Genomic DNA, 18,734 nt, shown 5'->3' with positions numbered 1-18,734 from the left:
CTTCGGGAGTGGTTCGTTCTTGGTTTCCTTTTGAGTTCTTCCTTGTATGTCGAGTATTCAGGTTCGCCCCGCCACGCTGCGTGATGCCAAGGGCATTGCAGAAATCCATGTCGCGGCTTGGCAAGACGCCTACAAGGGCTTGCTGCCCGATTCCGTGTTGGATGCCTTGTCCGTGCAGAAGCGCCAAGCCTTCTGGCGCGAAGCCATTGATCTCTGCGAGCCCCAGGTGGTGGTGGCCCATATCGACAACGAGTTGATGGGCTTTGTCGGCTTCGATCGTTCGCGCGACAAGGGCACACCGTCCAGCACCGGCGAGATCTGGGCCATGTATGCCAACCCCATCCATTGGGACAAGGGTGTCGGCCTGGCACTCTGGGACGCTGCACGCGACGGCTTGCAGGAAGAGGGCTGCACCAAGGTCACGCTGTGGAGCTATCTGCGCAACGAGCGCGCCCTGCGTTTCTTTGACCTGGCCGGTTTCAAGCGCGAGCTCGGCAGCGCCAAGACCACCGAGGTCAGCGGCGTGCGTCTGGAAGAGATTCGCCTGCATCGCTCCCTGGTCTGATGGTGAGCGCGCCGCTGCGGCGCGCGACAGCAGGCTCCGGAACAACCAGCCACCTTCGGGTCGCTGGTTTTTTTTCGCATGAATAGAATGTAAGTAACTTGTTATAAAGGCTGACTATCCGTTGGTGATTTAGATTCAGGTTTCTTCTTTGAACATGGATCAGATTGCATGCAAGGACGGGGTAAAGTAATGGCCCCTTACTTTCTGAATTGACGACAAGTGCTGGCCAAGCTGACTTCCAAGAACCAATTGACCTTGCCAAAAAGCGTGACCGAGCCCTTGGGGCCGGTGCAGTACTTCGAAGTGCACACCCAGGCCGGACAAATCATCCTCACGCCCGTGCGGATCCAGCGTGGCGACGCCCTCCGGGCCAAGCTGGCCGAGCTGGAAATCGACGCCAAAACCATTGAGACCGCTTTGAGCTGGGCCGGGAAAAAGCTCGCTCCCGCGGCCAAAAAAACCGCGGCCGCTAAACCTGCGGCGAGAGAGAAAGCGCCGTCGCGAAAAGGCGCGCTTGTAAAAGCACCCGCAAAAGTTCCCGAAAAAGCGCCCACGAAAACGGCCGCAAAACCATTGAGTGAAGCCAAGGCCAAGCCCGCCGCGGCGAAGAAGACCGTCAGCAAGGCGCTGGCAAAACCATCGAGTGGCCGCAAAGCACCAGCCAGCAAGGCCAGCGGCAGCGCAGCCCTGAATGCCCGCCAGGTCTTCGGCCGCAGCAGTGGCAAGGCGGCTGGGCGATGAAGGCGAGGGCGGTGTCTGCCCGCCGGGTGGCCCTGGACTTGCCCGTGTTGCTTCAGGCCCTGCTGTGCAGCGATGCCAAGTCGCAGGCTTTGCGTCAGGCCTGGCAAGGTCCCGACTGTCTGCCCTTGGTCAGCGCCGAGGTGGCGCAGTCCTTGATTTCGGCCCTGAGTTTTCCGGGTTTGCAGCTCAGTGCTGCGCAGCAGCAGGAGTTGCTGGCTGATTTTTTGCCCTATGCCGAGGTGGTGCAGCCTCTGGCTACGGGGCGGCGGCCGCGCGAGGCCTCGCCGAGCTTGCAGCTGGCCTTGTCCGAGCAGGCGCGCGCCAGCACCTGGGTCAGTGATTGCCCGAAGGAGCGTGGCCGTTGCCAGCGCGCCTGGCTCAGGCGTCAGCCGGGTGCTGTTCGCAGCCTCAGCAGCGATGAGTTTCTCGCCAGCTTGTCATGCTTTGGACAGGATGTAACGAGTTAGTCTGCTAGGCTCTTCGATTCCCCATGAATCGATTCGATCAAGCTTCCAGCACCACCGGCATGTGGCGCGTCGTCTTTTACGAGCGCCGTGCCAACCGCGTGCGCCTGGATCGGTCCGGGCCCTGGTTGACCAGCAAAAGTCTGGCCCGGCAATGGGCCAGCTGGTTCGGCGAGCGCGGATATCACGTCGCCTTGCAGGACCAAAGCGGTGAGCTCGAGCGCTTGACCGTCGGCTTGCCGGGCTGAGCGCTAGGCTCAGTGCAGCTGCGGCCGGATGGCGGCCGTGCAGAAGCCTTGTTGTTCCAGCCCCCAGCCCTCGGTGGCGCTGTCCTTGCAGTGGCTGTGTACCTGCTGGGCGCTCAGCTTTTTGGCAGCGGCGCGTTGCACCAGGGCTTCGGCCTGGCTTGGGCTCAGTTGCAGGGCAAACAAGGTCCAGCGGCGCTGCAAAAGCGGGTCGGTCCAGGCATCTTCGAGTGCCCAACGGATCTCTTCTTCGCGGTTCAGATGCTGGGCGGCCAGCACGCGGGGTGCCAGGGCCAGGACAAAGCGATTGAAATCGCCGCGCAGCTTGTCGCCTGGCAGCAGGGCTTCGATGCGTGCCAGGCGTTGGCTCCAGCCCGGCGTCGCCAGCTGTCGGGTCACCAGCGCCTGTAGGGCCTGGATGGGGTTGAACAGGCGCAGGCGGTTGGGCGGCAGCACATGCAGGGGGATGCGGGCGGCCTCCTCGTGGGGCAGGGCGGTGACGAAGCTGCACAGGGTGGCGACTCGTGTCCATTGCTCGGCGTTCAGGCCTGCTGTGCTGTGGATCGGGCCTTGTTGCAGGCTGTGCGCCAGGGCGGTGGCGCTGGCCCAGTTGTGGGCAGCCTTGGCCTGGTTGGCGGAACGGCTCAGAGTGACCAAGTTGCCTGCGGCATAGCCGGCATCGTCACGCACCCGGTCAATCGATCGTTGTTGCTCACTGCCGGGCTGATCGTTCAGGCGCAGACGGAGGATCGGGCAGAAGTCGGCGTCGATCTGTTGCAGGAAGTTGGGCGTCAGCTGCACCAGTTCAAAGCTGCGGCCGCGTGTCCAGGCGTGGCTGCGCAAGGCCAGGTAGCGCCGTGTGTGGGCGTTGGCAGGCAAGGTTCGCTGTCCAAACGTGGCGGCACCGGCCAGCCAGCCTTGGCGTACCGGTGAGTTGGCATAGAGCAGGGCGACCGGCGGGGTCAGGCCATGGTGGGCATAGTCCCAGCCCAGGGTCTGGCCGTGCACCAGATGGGCCGGCAGTGGCAGCGCTGTGGCGGCCTGGGCCTCGAAGGCCAGGTCTTGCTGCTTGGATGCTGCGGCCGCTTGTGTCGTGACTGCTGATGCTGAAGTGTTTGCGATCTGTGCCATGAGGATGCTCCGGTTGCCGGTCACCACGATGTTGGAGCGACCTTGTGGCACAGTGTCTGGGTCAGCTGGCTCATAGCGTGAGCCAGTACTTCAAAGCGGAGGATGCGGTGGACAGAACCGAGCGTTTTTACAAGATCGAGCTGCTGATTCGCAGCCGCGAGTGCGTCAGCTTTGCCAGTCTGCTCGAGGCCCTGGAGGTGTCGCCGGCAACCTTGAAGCGGGACATCCAATACTTGCGCGAGCGCATGGACGCACCGATTGAATATGACCCAGCGGCCAATGGCTACCGTTTCGGCCAGCAGTGGCGCGGTCGCCAGCATGAGCTTCCCGGGGTCTGGTTCAGCGAGAAGGAGCTGCATGCCTTGCTGACCATGCACCAGATGTTGTCCAGTCTCGATGAAGAGGGCATTCTCAGCCGTCACCTTCAACCCATGTTTGACAAGTTGACTGGCATGCTCGGTGTCGATGCAGCCGAAGCCGCTGCCCTGACCCAGCGCATCAAGCTGATCAGCACGGCCAGGCGGCGTGTGGTGTCGGCCTGCTTCGAGACGGTGGGCAGCGCGGTCGTCAAACGCCAGCGCTTGAGCATCGGCTACCGCAGCCGTGGGCAGGGCGGTCAGCTGCGTCGCCGCCAGGTGTCACCGCAGCGCCTGGTTCATTACCGCAACACCTGGTATCTCGATGCCTGGTGTCATGAAAGCGAGGGCCTTCGCCGCTTTGCACTCGATGCCATGGACGGGGTTGAACTGCTGGTGGAGCGCGCCAAGGCGGTGCCACTGAAGCATTTGGAAGCGGAGCTCGATCAGGGCTACGGGATCTTCGCCGCAGCCCAGGTGCAGCAAGCCCAGCTGGTGTTCAGTGCTGAGGCCGCGGCTTGGGTGAGCAAGGAGGAGTGGCATCCGGCTCAGCGCAGCGAATGGCTGGCCGATGGCCGCTGGCGCCTGGAGTTGCCCTATGCGGACGCGACCGAGCTGCTGATGGACCTGCTGCGTCATGCTGGGCAAGTCGAGGTGCAGGGCCCGGCGGCCCTGCGTACAGCCTATGCCAAGCGCCTGCGAGCGGCGGCAGCGGCGCTGCCTGACTGAGGCGCTTTTGCCTTCAGTCCTGGGTGTCGAGGCGGGCCAGACGTTCGCTGTGCCAGTAGACGTCGTCGCCGCCCAGGCCGTCCAGATTGGCGCGGTTGAGCACCCGGGCCAGCACAAACAGCAGGTCTGACAGGCGGTTCAGGTACTGGCGTGGCGCGGCATTGAGGGTTTCCGAGGCGGCCAGAGTGACCACGGCGCGTTCGGCACGGCGGGCCACGGTGCGGCAGACATGGGCGATGGCGGCGCTGCGGGTGCCGGCAGGCAGGATGAATTCCTTCAGCCGGGGCAGGGCGGCGTTGTAGTGGGCCAGGGCCTCGTCCAGGCGCAGCACGGCAGCTTCTTTGAGCAGCTCGTAGCCCGGCATGCACAACTCGCCACCGAGGTTGAACAGCTCATGCTGGATGGTCACCAGCAGCTCGCGCACATCTTCGGGCAGGGGCTCGGCCAGCAGCACGCCAAGGTTGGAGTTCAGCTCGTCCACATCGCCCATGGCCTGCACGCGCAGATGGTTCTTGGGTACGCGGCTGCCGTCACCCAGGCCGGTGCTGCCGTCGTCACCGGTGCGGGTGGCAATGTTTGAAAGTCGATTGGCCATGGGGCTTGCCGGATCCGGCGCTTGCAGTGAAGAGGCCGGCATCTTGCCCCAGATTCAATGGCCTGGGGCTTTCAGTGGCGACGACCGCTGCGGTGGAAGGCAGGCTTTTGACCTGGGGTCTGGGCCTGGCGAGGGGTTTCGGAGCGTGTGCTGACTTTCAAGCCAGGGTCACCCAATACGGAGTCCGGTTTGGGAGCTAACTTGTCCAGCAGGTTCTTGAAGGCCAGTCGCAACAAATCCAGCCGCAAGGCGCCAAGCAGGGCCAGCAACAAGGCCAGCAGGATCAGCAAGGTCGAAAGATCAGCCATGATGTTCAAAGCCTCCATCGCGTTTCGGCAATTCGCCGATGCAGCAATGGTGGCACTCGAGGGGCTTGCCGTCCATGACTTGGCTCAGTTTTGGTCAAGAAAAAAGCCACCGGCTTTTGGCCGGTGGCTTGTTGCACTGAACTCAGTCAGGCGATTCAGAACTGGCGGTTGTACTGCACGCCCAGGAGACCCGAGCTCAGCTTGAAACGGCCCTTGATGGTGGCGCAGCTGGAGGTGTTGCCGGCCGCGTTGCAGGTTGGTGCGCCGGCGGCGTTCACTTGCGCGCCGTTGTCATACATATTGATTTGGCTGCTGGCCACGTGGATCAGGCTGGCAGCGAAATCGATCGAGTTCTTGGCGTCCAGCTTCCAGTTCATACCGGCCGAGACCCAGGTGCGGTCATTGTCCGGAATCGACGGCGTGCGGTTGCTTTCGCTGACCGGGCTTTGATCGAAGGCAATGCCACCGCGCAGCTTGATGGTGTCGCTCCACTGGTAGTTCACGCCAAAGGAGCCGCGCACGGTCTTGACCCAACGCTCAGGCGTCAGCGAGTCGGGCAGGTTGTTGGCGAAGTCGATACGCAGTTCCTGGAAACGCGAGTGGCGGGTCAGGGTGACATCGGCCATCACAGCCAGCTTGTCCTGCTGCTTGAAGAAGGACAGCGACAGCGATTCGGGGGTGTCCACCTTCAGGCTGGCGTCGCTGTCGGTGTACAGGCCCACCAGACGCTGCTGCACCGTGGTGCCGGCATTCGTGCCGGGCAGCGCAGCGTTGAGCAGGGTGGCCAGATTGCCGGCCGGTGTGGCGACTGTCCACTTGGCATCGCCCTTCAGGGTGTGGCTGATCTTGGAGCGGTAGGCGATGCCGAAGCGTGTGTCTTCGTTGGGGCTGTACATCAGGCCCAGGTTGTAGCCCACGCCCCAGTCCTTGCCTTCCACGTCGACGCGGCCGGAGTAGGTCGGGTTGCCGGAGACGTTCTGGATCAGGCCACCGAGGCGGTTCAGCACGGCCGCGCGGACCATGGCCGCGGGCACACCCGGCTGCGCTGCCATGGCAGCTGCCACTTGCTGCTCGACGATCAAGCCCATGGCGCCCGAGCCGAAGTCGGCGGCCTTGGCCAGCACGCCTTCAATGTGCTGTGCGGTCACGCCAGCGCCAAAGCTCAGCTTTTCGTTGACCTTGTAGGCGATCGAAGGATTCAAGGCGATGGTCTTCAGCTCGGTGCCGATGGCGTTGTAGCGGCCGGACCAGCTTTCGTCGTACTCGCTCTTGGAACCAAAGGGCACGAAGAAGGCGAAGCCCACCGAGGTGTTGGCGTTCAGCTTGTGAGTCAGGTAGGCATGCGGGACGGCTGTCGCTTTGACGAAAGTGCCGCCGTCATTGCCATTCTTGATGGGCAGGCCGAAGCTGGTGATGCTGCCCTGGTCGGTGTAGCTGCCGCGCGGCACGACCACATTCAGGACGCCGGAGGCATGGGTGCCGTCCAGGCGGGTCATGCCTGCGGGGTTGTAGAAGAGCACGGAAGCGTCGGAGGCCTCGGCGGTGTTGGCGTTGGCCGTGCCTTGGGCAGCGGCCGATTGGGAACCGAAGTGGTAGCCCGAGGCCATGGCGGCTTGTGCGCACAGGCTGCCGACGACGGCCAGACCCAAGGCGGAAAGCTTGAATTTCATGATGTCTCCAGTGTTGTTGTGGTGAGCCATTTTTCGGGCTTTTTACCGTTTTGATGATAGCGTGGGGCGTCATTCTTCGCCCTTGCGGATGCTGAATTAGAGCGATCTACCCAGCGGCGGTAGTCACCTTGGAGACATCTTCATGCAAAAACGGACAAGGTCGGGTAAGCCCTTCCGTAGCAACCCTGGTTTTATCGATGCGCCAGCCTTTCTGTCTGTGACGGACTGCGGTGGCAGTGGCGGCAGCAATCCGCTAACGCTTGGATCAAGCAGCTTGCCCTTGAGCGCGTGATGACCGAGCCAATCATGCAGGCCCGTGTGCTGCCAGCCGAGATGCTGGCGGCCCTGCAGGGGCGCTTCGGTGCCCGCTGCAGCACCGCGCTGGCACAGCGTGAGCTCCACGGCCGGGACGAGTCCCCCTTTGACGTGGCGCCGCCCGACGCGGTGGTGTTTGCCCAGACCAATGAGGACGTGGCCTTCGTCCTGCAGCTGGCGCAGCAATACGGCGTACCCGTCATCCCCTACGGCACCGGCACTTCATTGGAAGGGCATCTGCTGGCGGTGCAGGGCGGCATCAGCCTGGACCTGAGCGGCATGAAAGCCATCCTGCAACTGCATCCGGAAGACCTGACGGTCACGGTGCAGGCCGGCGTGACCCGCCAGCAGCTGAACCAGGAGATCCGCCACAGCGGCCTGTTTTTCCCCATCGACCCAGGGGCAGATGCCTCGCTGGGCGGCATGGCAGCCACGCGCGCCAGCGGCACGAACGCGGTGCGCTACGGCACCATGCGCGAGAACGTGCTGGGCCTGACCGTGCTGACGGCCAGCGGCGAGCAGATCCGCACCGGCAGCCGCGCGCGCAAGAGCAGCGCCGGCTATGACCTGACCCGCTTGTTTGTGGGCAGCGAGGGCACCCTGGGCGTGATCACCGAGCTGACCCTGCGTCTCTACCCGCTGCCCGAGGCGGTGTCGGCCGCCATCTGCTTTTTCCCCAGCATCGACGCGGCGGTGCAGACCACGATTGCCATCATCCAGATGGGTATCCCGATCGCCCGCTGTGAGTTGCTCGACGCCCATGCCGTGCGTGCCGTCAATGCCCATGACCATCTGGGCCTGCGTGAATCGCCGATGTTGCTGATGGAGTTCCATGGCTCGGCGGCCAGCGTGGCCGAGCAGGCGCAGAGCGTGCAGGCGCTGGCTGCGGATCAGGGTGGCGAGGCCTTTGAATGGGCCAGCACGCCCGAGGCGCGTACGCGGCTGTGGACCGCGCGCCACCATGCTTACCTGTCAGCCCTGCAGACCCGTCCGGGCTGCCGTTGCGTGACCACGGACACCTGCGTGCCGATCTCACGCCTGGCCGAGAGCATCAATGAATCGGTGCGCGAGGTGGAGGCCACCGATCTGCCCTATTTCATCGTCGGCCATGTCGGTGACGGCAATTTCCATATGGGCTATCTGATCGACCCGCAGCAGCCGGCGGAGCGCGAGCTGGCCGAGCGCCTGAGTGCGCAGATGGTGGCCCGCGCCCTGCGCCTGGGCGGCACCTGCACGGGCGAGCATGGCATCGGCCTGCACAAGCAGGGCTTTCTGGTCGACGAGGCCGGGCCGGGCGCGGTGGGCCTGATGCGCAGCATCAAGGCTGCGCTGGACCCGGCTCAGATCATGAATCCGGGCAAGATTTTCGCGGCCTGAGGGGGCGGGGCACCTCGCAGGCCGCGCGCCATCACAAGGCCTTGACGCTGTAGCTGACCGTGCTGCCGCTGTAGCTGGCCAGCACCTGGTAGCTCTTGGCAACGACGCCGCTGCTCAGCTGCACGCGGTAGCTGACTTGGCTGCTGCTGCTCGATTCGACCGTGATCAGCGCCTTGTCCTGGCCGGCCATCAACGTGGCGCTCGAGCCTTGCACAGGACGGCCGTTGCTGCTTTGCCAGTTGCTGAACTGGGTGTCGACATAGCCTTTGCTGTCGTTCCAATGGGCGGCGCGTACTTCGCTACTGCCCAGGCTGAAATTGCTGCTGTCGCCGTTGCTGACAATGGTGTCCATGACGATGGACCCCGTGCAGTTGCGTATCGTGGTGGTGCCCAGGCTACTGCAGCTGATGGTCTCAGCTTGGACCTTGCGCCAATCGCTTTCGGCGCTGCTGGGCTCATTGCTCCGGCGGACCAGGTCGGCGGCAGCGGCCTTGGTCGGAGGGGCGATCAACTTGTGCGGCTGACGCCGACCGGCCTGAGCCGGATGCATCAGTGCGCGGGCGGCGGCACGCTCCAACGCCGCGTGATGTCGCCCTTGTCATTGGCGCTCTCCAGCTGCACGCCAAAGCCCCAGAGCCGGGCCACATGCTTGAGCACCTCTTGTGCGCTGTCGTGCAGGGGCCGGTCCATATGCTGGGTATGGCGCAGGGTCAGGGAGCGGTCGCCGCGCAGATTGACGTTCCAGACCTGGATATTGGGCTCGCGGGTGCTGAGGTCGTACTGGCGCGACAAAGCCTCGCGCACATGCTGATAGCCGCTCTCGTCGTGGATGGCCGAAATCTCGTACTCAGACTGCTTTTCATCGTCGAGGATGGAGAAGAGCCGGAACTCGCGCATCAGATGCGGGCTCAGGTACTGGCCGATGAAGCTCTCGTCCTTGAAGTTGCGCATGGCGTGGTCCAGCGTGGGCAGCCAGTCGCCGCCGGCGATATCTGGGAACCAGCGTCGGTCTTCCTCGGTGGGCTTTTCGCAGATGCGCTTGATGTCGGTGTACATGGCAAAGCCCAGGGCATAGGGATTCAGATTCGCCATGGGCTGCTGCGCCACCACATTGGTGTGCGACTTCAGCCATTCGATCATCATGCCGTCGCTGAGGTAGCCGTCGTCGTACATCTGGTTCAGCAGGCGGTGGTGCCAGAAAGTGGCCCAGCCTTCGTTCATCACCTGGGTCTGGCGCTGCGGGTAGAAGTACTGGGCGATCTTGCGCACGATGCGCACGATCTCGCGTTGCCAGGGTTCCAGAAGGGGGGCGTTCTTTTCGATGAAGTAGAGGAGGTTCTCCTGCGGCTCGTCTGGAAAGCGCCGGGCTTCGGCGGCCTCATCGGCCTTGTCTGCCCGCTTGGGCAGGGTGCGCCAGAGCTCGTTGATCTGCAGCTGGGCATGGGCCTCGCGGTCGGCCAGGCGGCTGCGTTCCTGGGCCAGGGACAGCTTGGCCGGGCGGCGGTAACGGTCGACGCCGTAGGACATCAGCGCATGGCAGGAGTCCAGCACCTGCTCGACCTGAGCCAGGCCGTGGCGTTGCTCGCAGTCGGCCACGAAGTTCTTGGCATAGACCAGGTAGTCGATGATGCTGGACGCGTCGGTCCACATGCGGAACAGGTAGTTGCCTTTGAAGAAGCTGTTGTGGCCGTAGCTGGCGTGGGCGATCACCAGGGCCTGCATGGCCATGGAGTTCTCTTCCATCAGGTAGGCGATGCAAGGGTCGGAGTTGATGACGATTTCGTAGGCCAGGCCCATCTGGCCGCGCTTGTAATTGCGCTCGGTGGCGATGAACTCCTTGCCATAGCTCCAGTGCCGGTAATTGACCGGCATGCCCACCGAGGCATACGCGTCCATCATCTGCTCGGCGGTGATGATCTCGAGCTGGTTGGGGTAGGTGTCCAGGCCGTAGCGTTCGGCGGTGGCGCGGATGACGTCGTGGTACTCGTCGATCAGCTCAAAAGTCCAGTCGCTGGGCGAGGGCAGGGGCTGAGCCGGGCGCGGGCCGGCGGGCTTCATCTCGCGCAGCGGCGTGCGGGCGCGGCGGCCGCCAAATTCGTCGGTCAAGGGTGCGATGCCGATCTGGCGGCGGTTTTCGATCTGGCTCATGCCTGTGCCCCTTCCTTCTTGAAGAGCTCACGGAAGACCGGGTAGATCTGCGCGGCCTCGGTGGCCTTGCGCATGGCGAAGTGGCGCACCTCTTCGCTGAGCTTGCTGTACTCGTCCCAGAGGTTCTGTTCCTGCTCGGCCACCTGCACATAGGCGAAGTAGCGGCACAGCGGCAGGATTTGCTGCGCCAGCAGCTCGCGGCAGCGGCCGCTGTCGTGGTGCCAGTTGTCGCCATCGCTGGCCTGGGCGCCGTAGATGTTCCATTCGCTTGGGGAATAGCGCGCGCGGATGATTTCTTCCATCAGCACCAGGGCGCTGGAGACCACGGTGCCGCCGGTCTCGGTGGCGTGGAAAAAGTTCTGCTCGTCCACCTCCTGGGCCTGGGTGTGGTGGCGGATGAAGACCACATCGATCTTCTCGTAATGCCGCGTCAGGAAGAGGTAGAGCAGGATGAAGAAGCGTTTGGACAGATCCTTGCGGCCTTCATCCATGGAGCCGGACACATCCATCAGGCAGAACATGACCGCCCGGCTGGTCGGCACCGGCGTGCGCACCCGGTTGCGAAAGCGCAGGTCGATGGGATCGAGGAAAGGGATCGCCGCAATGCGCTGCTTGAGGAAGGCGATGCGGTCCTCGGTTTCCTTGAGCATGCGCTGCACTTCCAGCTCGGCCGGGTTCTCGCGCTTGAGCAGGGCCAGACGTTCCTCCAGCTCGTGCAGCTCGCGGCGCTTGCCCGTGCCGAGGGCGATGCGGCGGCTCAAAGCGCCGCGCATGGAGCGCACCACATGGAGGTTGGTCGGTGTGCCGTCGTTGGTGAAGCCGGCGCGGTGGCTCTTCCACTCCGGTGTTTCGGCCAGCTGGGTGCGTTCGAGATTGGGCAGGGCCAGGTCTTCGAAGAACACCTGCATGAACTCTTCGCGGCTCAGGTGGAAGACGAAGTCGTCCTCGCCCTCACCGGAATCGCTGGCCTGGCCGCCCCCCTGGCCCTGACCGCCACCCTTGGGTTTGGCGACACGGTCACCTTTGACATGCTCGGTATTGCCCGGCCGCACCACCTCGCGCACGCCGCCCTCGCCGTGTCCAAATACCGGCTCGCTCAAGTCCTTTTTGGGGATGTGCACATCCTCGCCGCGCTCCATGTCACGGATGCCCCGGCCATCCACTGCGCGGCGCACCGCCTCGCGGATCTGTGTCTTGTGGCGCTGCAGGAAGCGCTCACGGTTGCCGATGGACTTGTTCTTTCCAGAGAGCCGTCGGTCGATGATCTGCTGCAGCATGGGTGCTTGCTCCTGCGTGTCGCCTTCGTCGCCTTCGTTTCCTTCTTCAAGAACTCTTGCGAACCCTCAAATACCACTCGCACAGCAGCCGCACCTGCTTGGCCGTGTAGCCCTTGTCCACCATGCGCTGCACGAAGTTCTCGTGCTTCTTGGCCTCGTCGGCGCTGGCCTTGGCGTTGAAGCTGATCACCGGCAGCAACTCCTCGGTGTTGGAGAACATCTTCTTCTCGATCACCGTGCGCAGCTTCTCGTAGCTGGTCCAGGCCGGGTTTTTGCCGGCGTTGTTGGCGCGCGCGCGCAGCACAAAGTTGACGATCTCGTTGCGGAAGTCTTTCGGGTTGCTGATGCCCGCGGGCTTCTCGATCTTCTCCAACTCGGCGTTCAGGGCCACGCGGTCGAAGACCTCGCCGGTGTCGGTGTCGCGGTACTCCTGGTCCTGGATCCAGTAGTCGGCGTAGGTGACGTAGCGGTCGAAGATGTTCTGGCCGTATTCGGAATAACTTTCCAGATAAGCGGTCTGGATCTCCTTGCCGATGAACTCGGCATAGCGCGGCGCCAACGCTTCCTTGATAAAGCCGACATACTTCTGCTCGACCTCGGCCGGGAACTGCTCGCGCTCGATCTGCTGCTCCAGCACATACATCAGGTGCACCGGGTTGGCCGCCACCTCGGCACTGTCGAAGTTGAAGACCTTGGACAGGATCTTGTAGGCGAAGCGGGTGGAGATGCCGCTCATGCCTTCGTCGACGCCGGCGTAGTCGCGGTATTCCTGGAAGCTCTTGGCGCGCGGGTCGGTGTCCTTGAGGCTTTCGCCGTCGTAGACCTGCATCTTGGAATAGAGCGAGGAGTTCTCGGGCTCTTTCAGCCGCGTCAGCACCGCGAACTGGCTCATGATCTTGAGCGTGCCGGGCGCGCATTTGGCCTCGGCCAGGGAGGAGCCCCGGATCAGCTTTTCGTAGATCTTGACCTCTTCGCTGACACGCAGGCAGTAAGGCACCTTGACGATGTAAATGCGGTCCAGGAAGGCTTCGTTGTTCTTGTTGTTGCGGAAGGTTTTCCACTCGCTCTCATTGCTGTGGGCCAGCACCACGCCATCGAAGGGTATGGCGCCGAAACCTTCCGTGCCCTTGTAATTGCCTTCCTGTGTGGCGGTCAGCAAGGGGTGCAGCACCTTGATCGGTGCCTTGAACATTTCCACAAACTCCAGCAGGCCTTGGTTGGCCAAGCAGAGGCCGCCCGAGTAGCTGTAGGCATCGGGGTCGTCCTGGGCATAGGTTTCCAGCTTGCGGATGTCGACCTTGCCGACCAGGGAGGAGATATCCTGGTTGTTCTCGTCGCCCGGCTCGGTCTTGGCCACACCTACTTGCTTGAGCACGCTGGGGTAGCGCTTGACCACCTTGAAGCGGCGGATGTCGCCGCCGAATTCGTCGAGGCGCTTGACCGCCCAGGGGCTGAGGATGCGGTTCAGATAACGCCGAGGGATGCCGTACTCCTGCTCCAGCAGGGGGCCGTCTTCGACCACATCGAACAAACCCAGCGGCGACTCGTTCACCGGCGAGCCGGCCAGGGCGTAAAAAGGCACCTCCTCCATCAGGCTCTTGAGCCGTTCGGCAATCGAGCTTTTCCCGCCGCCGACCGGGCCCAGCAGGTAGAGGATTTGCTTCTTCTCTTCCAGGCCTTGCGCGGCGTGGCGGAAGTAGCTGACCACCTGCTCGATCGCCTCCTCGAGGCCGTAGAACTCGGCGAAGGCGGGGTAGATCTTGATGGTCTTGTTGGCGAACAGGCGGGACAGGCGCGCGTCGTGGCGCGTGTCGATCATTTCCGGCTCGCCGATGGCCTTGAGCATGCGCTCGGCCGCGGTGGCGTAGGCGAGGGGGTTGCGCTTGCACTCGTTGAGGTAATCCTCGAGCGAAAGCTCTTCGACGCGGGTGCGCTCGTAGCGCTTGGTGAAGCTGCTGATCACGTCCATGCTGACCTCCGGTAAGGTCCCGGGCAGCACGCAGACACGGCTCGTCAGCGCATCACCTGGGAAGTTCTGATGAAGTCCTTGCGCTCACAAGCCATGGCGGTGGCTGGGGGCGTCATCAGAGCTTTCCGGGAACAGGGGCAGTGGTTCCAGCTTGGCGCGGCTGGTGCCGTTCAAAGGGTCAAAAAGCGCGGCAATCGCCGCAGTTCAAATCGCCCGCTGAAACCAAGCATGGAGCGATGCTACGCCGATCTGCAAACTTTGGTGTGACGCCGCCTTTGCCCTCTGCTTCAGTCGTTTTTGCGCAGGCGTTCAATCAGGCCGTTGAGCTCGTCCAGAGAGGCAAACTGGATGGACAGCTCGCCCTGTTCACCGCGCTTGGTGCGCTTCTTGACCCGCACTTCGACCACCGCAGTCAGCAGGTCAGATAACTCCTCTTCCAAGCGCAGCAGGTCGCGGCTTTTGTCGCCCTTGACGCGCAGCAGCGGCGTCTGGCGGCCGGCGCCTTGGCGTGAGACCAGCTTCTCGGCTTCACGCACGCTGAGCTTCTTGGCGGCGATCTCGGTGGCGCAGGTGATCTGGTGCGCGCCGTCCAGCGGCAGCAGGGCGCGGGCATGGCCCATGTCGATGTCGCCGGCCATCAGCATGTTCTGCACCGGCTCGACCAGCTGCAGCAGGCGCAGCAGATTGCTGGCGGCGCTGCGCGAGCGGCCCACGGCTTGCGCGGCCTGCTCATGGGTCAGGTGGAACTCGTTGACCAGGCGCTGCAGGCCCTGGGCTTCTTCCAGCGGGTTCAGGTCCTCTCGCTGGATGTTTTCGATCAGGGCCATGGCGGCCGCGGCTTCGTCCGGTACGGCCTTGACCAGCACCGGCACCTCGCGCAGACCGGCCAGCTTGGCGGCACGGAAGCGGCGTTCGCCGGCGATGATTTCATAGCGCACATCGCTGAGCGGCGAGGGCGGGGCGATCGGGCGCACCAGGATGGGCTGCATGATGCCCTGGCCCTTGATGCTCTCGGCCAGCTCGTAGAGAGAGCCTTCGTCCATGCGCGTGCGTGGCTGGTATTTGCCGGCCTGCATCTGCTCCAGGCGCAGCTGGCTGGGGCTGCCTTCGCGTGCGGCGGCGGCTTCCGCTTCGTTGACTTTGGGGCCGAGCAGCGCTTCGAGGCCGAGGCCGAGGCCTTTGGGTTTCTTGGTGACCATGGGTGCGATTGTCCCTTATGACTCGGCGCGCATCAGCTGGGCCAGCAAGACCTGACCCTCGGGCCAATCGCCCAAGCCGGAGTCGGCATTGAGATGACCGCGCGGGCCGGCCAGCACCAGGCTGGCGCCCCAGTCCGCCGCCATCTGCGCGCCGCGCTCGGATGCACAGAAAGGGTCGTCGCTGCTGATCACGGCGATGGCCGGGAAGGGCAGGCGGGCACGCTGGATCTGGCGCCAGTTGTGCAGCTGCGGCGGAGTTCCTGGCGCCTCGGTGTCCGGTGGTGCGACCAGCAAGGCGCCGCGCACGCGCGCCGTATGCCGGGAATGCGAGGCCCAGCTGGCCACCAGCTGGCAGCCCAGGGAATGGGCCACCAAGACCACGGGTTCATCCTGGGCTTGCAGCACCTCATCCAGGCGCGCCATCCAGTCGCCGCGCAGCGGCCGCTCCCAGTCGGATTGCTCGACCCGCAGGTGGTCGAATTGCGCTTCCCAGAGGCTTTGCCAATGCCCAGGGCCGGAGTTCAACCAGCCGGGCAGCAGGAGGACGGTGCTTGCTTTCATTCGCTTGCCTTATGCTTTCACTTCTTTGAATTTGATTGTGCTGGAGAAGTCATGACGTACGCGGTTTTTGTGGATGGACAAGAGGGCACGACGGGTCTGCGCATCCATGAGTACCTGGCCGCGCGTCAGGATGTGGAAGTGCTGCGCATTGACGCCGACAAGCGCAAGGACCCGGCCGAGCGTGCGCGCCTGCTGAACGCCGCCGATGTGGCTTTCTTGTGCCTGCCTGATGCCGCTTCACGTGAAGCCGCGGCCATGATCAGCAACCCCAAGACCTGCCTGATCGACGCCAGCACCGCGCACCGCACCGTGCCCGGCTGGGCCTTCGGCCTGCCCGAGCTGTGCAAGAGCCAGCGCGACGCCATCCGCGCAGCCAAGCGCATCGCCAACCCGGGTTGCCATGCCAGCGCTTTCATCCTGGCCCTGCGCCCTCTGGTCGATGCCGGCTTGCTGGCGCCCGAGGCCCTGGTGTCGGCCACCTCGATCACCGGTTATTCCGGTGGCGGCAAGGGCATGATTGGCGAGTACGAAGCGGGCGGTAACACCAAGCTGCTCTCGCCCCGCCCCTATGCCCTGGGTCTGGCGCACAAGCATCTGCCCGAGATGATGGCCCACACCGGCCTTAAGAGCGCGCCGGTCTTCATGCCCATCGTCGGCAATTTCTACAAGGGCCTGGCGGTGACCGTGCCTCTGCACCTGAGCCAGCTGCGTGCCGGCACCCAGGCCGAGCATGTGCAGCAGGCCCTGGCCGCGCATTACGAAGGCGAGCGCTTCATCCGCGTGATGCCGTTGCGCGATGCCGACACGCTGGCCGAGGGCTTCTTCGATGTGCAGGGCTGCAATGACACGAACCGGGTGGACCTGTTCGTCTTCGGCTCCGAGACGCAGATCCTTGTCATGGCCCGCCTGGACAACCTCGGCAAGGGCGCCAGCGGCGCCGCCGTGCAAGCCATGAATGTGCACCTGGGTCTGGAAGAAAGCCTGGGTCTGGTGTGAGCCCGGCGCTGCGCGGTGAGGCCGAGCGCTGGTGGCGGGATGAGGAGGTCTCGTCGGCGGCAGTGCAGGCCTTGCGCGACCACGTGCGCCTGTTCGGCCGCCAGCAGACCCAGGGCAGTGATGCGCTAGACATCGCCTGCGCTCGCTTCGATGAACAAGGCGAGCTGCTGGTAGGCGCCAGCGGCCGCACCGAGTTCCAAAGGCTTTACGTCGACTATCTGTGGGTCCGGGAGGACTTGCGGGGTCTGGGTTGGGGTAGCGCCTGCCTACGCCAGATCGAGGCCCAGGCCTTGCGTCGTGGCTGTGTCGACGCCTTGATCGAAACCCTCTCCGACGACACGGCCGCGCTCTACGAACACCTCGGCTATGTCTGCATCAGCCATGTGCACGATCTTGTACCGGGCTTCACCCGCCACACCCTTTTGAAGGTCTGGAAATCGCGCGACTGAAACGCCCCGGCACCGCTCAAACAGACGGTTCGGGCGAGCGGTAGTGGTAGCGGTAGGCGACGGCAAAGCCCAGATGACGATAGGCGCGCTGAGCGCTTTCGTTGTCACTTCCGACTTGCAGATAGGCTTGGGTCGAGCCCTTGGATTTGGCGCGCTCCAGCAGGGCCGCGCACAAGACCCTGGCATGCCCCTGTCCGCGCCTGGCGGGCGGCGTGAAGACGTCATACAGGCCCGCCATGGCCCCTTCGCAGGCCAGCTGTCCGCAGGCCAGCAGTTCACCGTGCTCATCGCGCAAGGTATGGCCTTGGTAGACCACCGGCGAGGCGAGCAGGCGTTGGGCATGGGCCTCGATCTCGACGGCGCTGGATTCGCGCAAGGCTCCGACCAAGTTTGCGTACGAGGGCGCGTCCAAGAGCTCCAGACTTTGGCCTGGGGGCAGGGCGGCGGGCAGTTCGTCCAGATGAGCGCGGACCATCACATCGGCCGCATCGAAACGGGCCCAGCCTTTGGCGCTCAGCGTGGCATCCAGATCAGCCGGCTGGGTGAAGGGCGTGAGGCGGACGATCAAGGGCAGGCCAGCGGCCTGGAAAGCGTGCTGGCAGCGCGACAGCAAGTCATCGAGCGGCAGGCTGCCGGCTTCCAGCGCATTGATGCAGCGCGAACGCTTGGCCTTGCCGGGTGAGAGGCGGATCAGCCATCCTTCGACACGTTGCTGCTGGGGTGGGGCGCTGGCATTGAGCCCGGCCTGCTCGGCCCGCCAAGCCAGGTCCCAGTCGCCGGTCAGCAGCGCAGCCTCTTCGCTCATCGCCGACCCATTCACATGCTGCCGACGCGGCGCACCATTTCACGTGCAAACTCGACGAAAGCCTGGGCACCCTTGGAGGCGGGGTCAAACACCACGCCGGGCAGGCCGTAGCTGGGTGCTTCGGCCAGGCGCACATTGCGCGGGATTACGGTGTCGAAGACCTTGTCTCCGAAGTGTGTCTTGAGCTGGTCGCTGACTTGGTTCTGCAGGGTGATGCGCGGGTCGAACATCACGCGCAGCAGGCCAATGATCTGCAGGTCGGCATTGAGATTGGCATGCACCTGCTTGATGGTGTTGACCAGGTCCGAGAGGCCTTCCAGCGCGAAGTACTCGCACTGCATGGGCACGACCACGCCGTGGGCGCAGCACAGGCCGTTCAGCGTCAGCATGGACAGCGAGGGCGGGCAGTCGATCAAGACGAAGTCGTAGTCGTCGTTGGCGGCGGCGAGGGCGCCCTTGAGGCGGCGTTCGCGGCGCTCTAGATCAACCAGCTCGACTTCGGCACCGGCCAACTCACGGTTGGCGCCCAGCACGTCGTAGCCGACCTTTTCGCTAGTCTGCTTGGCTTCCTTGACTGAGGCCGATTCCAGCAGCACGTCGTAGACGCTGAGCTCCAAGGCGCGTTTGTCGATGCCCGAGCCCATGGTGGCATTGCCCTGCGGGTCCAGGTCCACCACCAGCACGCGCTGGCCGACCTTGGCCAGGCCGGCGGCGAGGTTGACGGTGGTGGTGGTCTTGCCGACTCCGCCCTTTTGGTTGGCAACGCAGAAGATCTTGGCCATGGTCTCGTTTTTCTAAGCAGGCGTGATGGTAGCGGCAGATGGGGCGTGCATT

Annotated in this window: 21 protein-coding genes; 9 read left to right on the top strand and 12 right to left on the bottom strand. The window is 64.0% G+C overall.

All coding sequences use genetic code 11. The features are described from left to right. Positions 1-46 precede the first annotated feature (46 nt). From ACQY39_RS03585 to ACQY39_RS03570, 4 genes are all read left to right on the top strand, one after another. On the top strand, positions 47-565 hold the full coding sequence (locus ACQY39_RS03585; protein ID WP_263515927.1) for a GNAT family N-acetyltransferase: 519 nt from the start codon (positions 47-49) through the stop codon (positions 563-565). Positions 566-784: 219 nt separating this feature from the next. Continuing rightward, positions 785-1,306: an AbrB/MazE/SpoVT family DNA-binding domain-containing protein gene (locus ACQY39_RS03580; protein ID WP_428503516.1), complete on the top strand. Its 522-nt coding sequence runs from the start codon at positions 785-787 to the stop codon at positions 1,304-1,306. Positions 1,307-1,317: 11 nt separating this feature from the next. Then, positions 1,318-1,773 (top strand): hypothetical protein, encoded by a 456-nt coding sequence (locus ACQY39_RS03575; RefSeq protein ID WP_428503515.1) that lies wholly within the window; start codon positions 1,318-1,320, stop codon positions 1,771-1,773. A 23-nt stretch (positions 1,774-1,796) separates the two neighbouring features. Next, positions 1,797-2,018, top strand: a complete 222-nt coding sequence (locus tag ACQY39_RS03570; RefSeq protein ID WP_428503514.1) for a hypothetical protein — start codon at positions 1,797-1,799, stop codon at positions 2,016-2,018. 9 nt (positions 2,019-2,027) lie between these two features. Here ACQY39_RS03570 and ACQY39_RS03565 read toward each other — a convergent pair whose 3' ends face one another. After that, the gene (locus tag ACQY39_RS03565) at positions 2,028-3,146 is read right to left on the bottom strand and encodes a hypothetical protein (protein ID WP_428503513.1); all 1,119 of its coding nucleotides are present in this window, start codon (positions 3,144-3,146) and stop codon (positions 2,028-2,030) included. A 77-nt stretch (positions 3,147-3,223) separates the two neighbouring features. Here ACQY39_RS03565 and ACQY39_RS03560 point away from each other — a divergent pair, with 77 nt between their 5' ends. Then, the gene (locus tag ACQY39_RS03560) at positions 3,224-4,231 is read left to right on the top strand and encodes a helix-turn-helix transcriptional regulator (RefSeq protein ID WP_428503512.1); all 1,008 of its coding nucleotides are present in this window, start codon (positions 3,224-3,226) and stop codon (positions 4,229-4,231) included. Between the two features lie 13 nt (positions 4,232-4,244). On the opposite strand, the gene ACQY39_RS03555 is transcribed toward ACQY39_RS03560, so the two are convergent. The 3 genes from ACQY39_RS03555 to ACQY39_RS03545 form a co-directional block, all read right to left on the bottom strand. Continuing rightward, complete coding sequence (locus ACQY39_RS03555) at positions 4,245-4,826, bottom strand: cob(I)yrinic acid a,c-diamide adenosyltransferase (RefSeq protein WP_428503511.1); 582 nt, start codon at positions 4,824-4,826, stop codon at positions 4,245-4,247. A 71-nt stretch (positions 4,827-4,897) separates the two neighbouring features. Then, positions 4,898-5,134, bottom strand: a complete 237-nt coding sequence (locus ACQY39_RS03550) for a hypothetical protein (RefSeq protein ID WP_263515920.1) — start codon at positions 5,132-5,134, stop codon at positions 4,898-4,900. Between the two features lie 155 nt (positions 5,135-5,289). Then, positions 5,290-6,804 (bottom strand): OmpP1/FadL family transporter, encoded by a 1,515-nt coding sequence (locus tag ACQY39_RS03545; RefSeq protein WP_428503510.1) that lies wholly within the window; start codon positions 6,802-6,804, stop codon positions 5,290-5,292. Between the two features lie 291 nt (positions 6,805-7,095). Between ACQY39_RS03545 and ACQY39_RS03540 the strand changes: the two genes are divergently transcribed. Next, positions 7,096-8,496 carry an FAD-binding oxidoreductase gene (locus ACQY39_RS03540; protein ID WP_428503509.1) on the top strand — a complete coding sequence of 467 codons (1,401 nt, stop codon included), beginning with the start codon at positions 7,096-7,098 and terminating at the stop codon, positions 8,494-8,496. Positions 8,497-8,527: 31 nt separating this feature from the next. Here the strand turns inward: ACQY39_RS03540 and ACQY39_RS03535 are convergent, their stop codons facing one another. From ACQY39_RS03535 to ACQY39_RS03520, 4 genes are read right to left on the bottom strand one after another with little or no spacing between them, the layout of a single operon-like run. Then, positions 8,528-9,046, bottom strand: a complete 519-nt coding sequence (locus tag ACQY39_RS03535) for a hypothetical protein (RefSeq protein WP_428503508.1) — start codon at positions 9,044-9,046, stop codon at positions 8,528-8,530. Continuing rightward, a complete protein-coding gene (locus ACQY39_RS03530; protein WP_428503507.1) occupies positions 9,046-10,644 on the bottom strand; it encodes a SpoVR family protein in 1,599 nt (532 codons plus the stop codon). The genes ACQY39_RS03535 and ACQY39_RS03530 overlap by 1 nt, the downstream gene beginning before the upstream one ends. Continuing rightward, positions 10,641-11,921, bottom strand: a complete 1,281-nt coding sequence (locus tag ACQY39_RS03525; protein WP_428503506.1) for a YeaH/YhbH family protein — start codon at positions 11,919-11,921, stop codon at positions 10,641-10,643. The genes ACQY39_RS03530 and ACQY39_RS03525 overlap by 4 nt, the downstream gene beginning before the upstream one ends. 46 nt (positions 11,922-11,967) lie before the next feature. Next, a complete protein-coding gene (locus ACQY39_RS03520) occupies positions 11,968-13,890 on the bottom strand; it encodes a PrkA family serine protein kinase (protein ID WP_428503505.1) in 1,923 nt (640 codons plus the stop codon). A 69-nt stretch (positions 13,891-13,959) separates the two neighbouring features. Between ACQY39_RS03520 and ACQY39_RS03515 the strand changes: the two genes are divergently transcribed. Further along, positions 13,960-14,157, top strand: a complete 198-nt coding sequence (locus ACQY39_RS03515) for a hypothetical protein (RefSeq protein ID WP_428503504.1) — start codon at positions 13,960-13,962, stop codon at positions 14,155-14,157. A gap of 20 nt (positions 14,158-14,177) precedes the next feature. Here ACQY39_RS03515 and ACQY39_RS03510 read toward each other — a convergent pair whose 3' ends face one another. Together ACQY39_RS03510 and ACQY39_RS03505 are read right to left on the bottom strand one after the other, a co-directional pair. Further along, a complete protein-coding gene (locus tag ACQY39_RS03510) occupies positions 14,178-15,089 on the bottom strand; it encodes a ParB/RepB/Spo0J family partition protein (protein WP_263515913.1) in 912 nt (303 codons plus the stop codon). Positions 15,090-15,104: 15 nt separating this feature from the next. Further along, positions 15,105-15,650, bottom strand: coding sequence for an RBBP9/YdeN family alpha/beta hydrolase (locus tag ACQY39_RS03505; protein WP_428503503.1), 546 nt, complete (start codon positions 15,648-15,650; stop codon positions 15,105-15,107). A gap of 51 nt (positions 15,651-15,701) precedes the next feature. Between ACQY39_RS03505 and argC the strand changes: the two genes are divergently transcribed. Together argC and ACQY39_RS03495 are read left to right on the top strand one after the other, a co-directional pair. Further along, the gene (gene argC, locus ACQY39_RS03500; RefSeq protein WP_428503502.1) at positions 15,702-16,646 is read left to right on the top strand and encodes an N-acetyl-gamma-glutamyl-phosphate reductase; all 945 of its coding nucleotides are present in this window, start codon (positions 15,702-15,704) and stop codon (positions 16,644-16,646) included. Beyond that, positions 16,643-17,095, top strand: coding sequence for a GNAT family N-acetyltransferase (locus tag ACQY39_RS03495; RefSeq protein ID WP_428503501.1), 453 nt, complete (start codon positions 16,643-16,645; stop codon positions 17,093-17,095). Before argC ends, ACQY39_RS03495 begins: the two co-directional genes overlap by 4 nt. Before the next feature lie 16 nt (positions 17,096-17,111). On the opposite strand, the gene ACQY39_RS03490 is transcribed toward ACQY39_RS03495, so the two are convergent. Together ACQY39_RS03490 and ACQY39_RS03485 are read right to left on the bottom strand one after the other, a co-directional pair. Further along, positions 17,112-17,900 carry a GNAT family N-acetyltransferase gene (locus ACQY39_RS03490; RefSeq protein ID WP_428503500.1) on the bottom strand — a complete coding sequence of 263 codons (789 nt, stop codon included), beginning with the start codon at positions 17,898-17,900 and terminating at the stop codon, positions 17,112-17,114. Between the two features lie 11 nt (positions 17,901-17,911). After that, positions 17,912-18,682 (bottom strand): ParA family protein, encoded by a 771-nt coding sequence (locus tag ACQY39_RS03485; protein WP_428503499.1) that lies wholly within the window; start codon positions 18,680-18,682, stop codon positions 17,912-17,914. Positions 18,683-18,734: the final 52 nt, after the last annotated feature.

This window comes from Roseateles sp., from assembly GCF_965262435.1.
Classification (GTDB): domain Bacteria; phylum Pseudomonadota; class Gammaproteobacteria; order Burkholderiales; family Burkholderiaceae_C; genus Paucibacter_A.
Note: the sequence above shows the minus strand (reverse complement) of the source record. Positions and strands in the feature narration are given on the sequence as shown.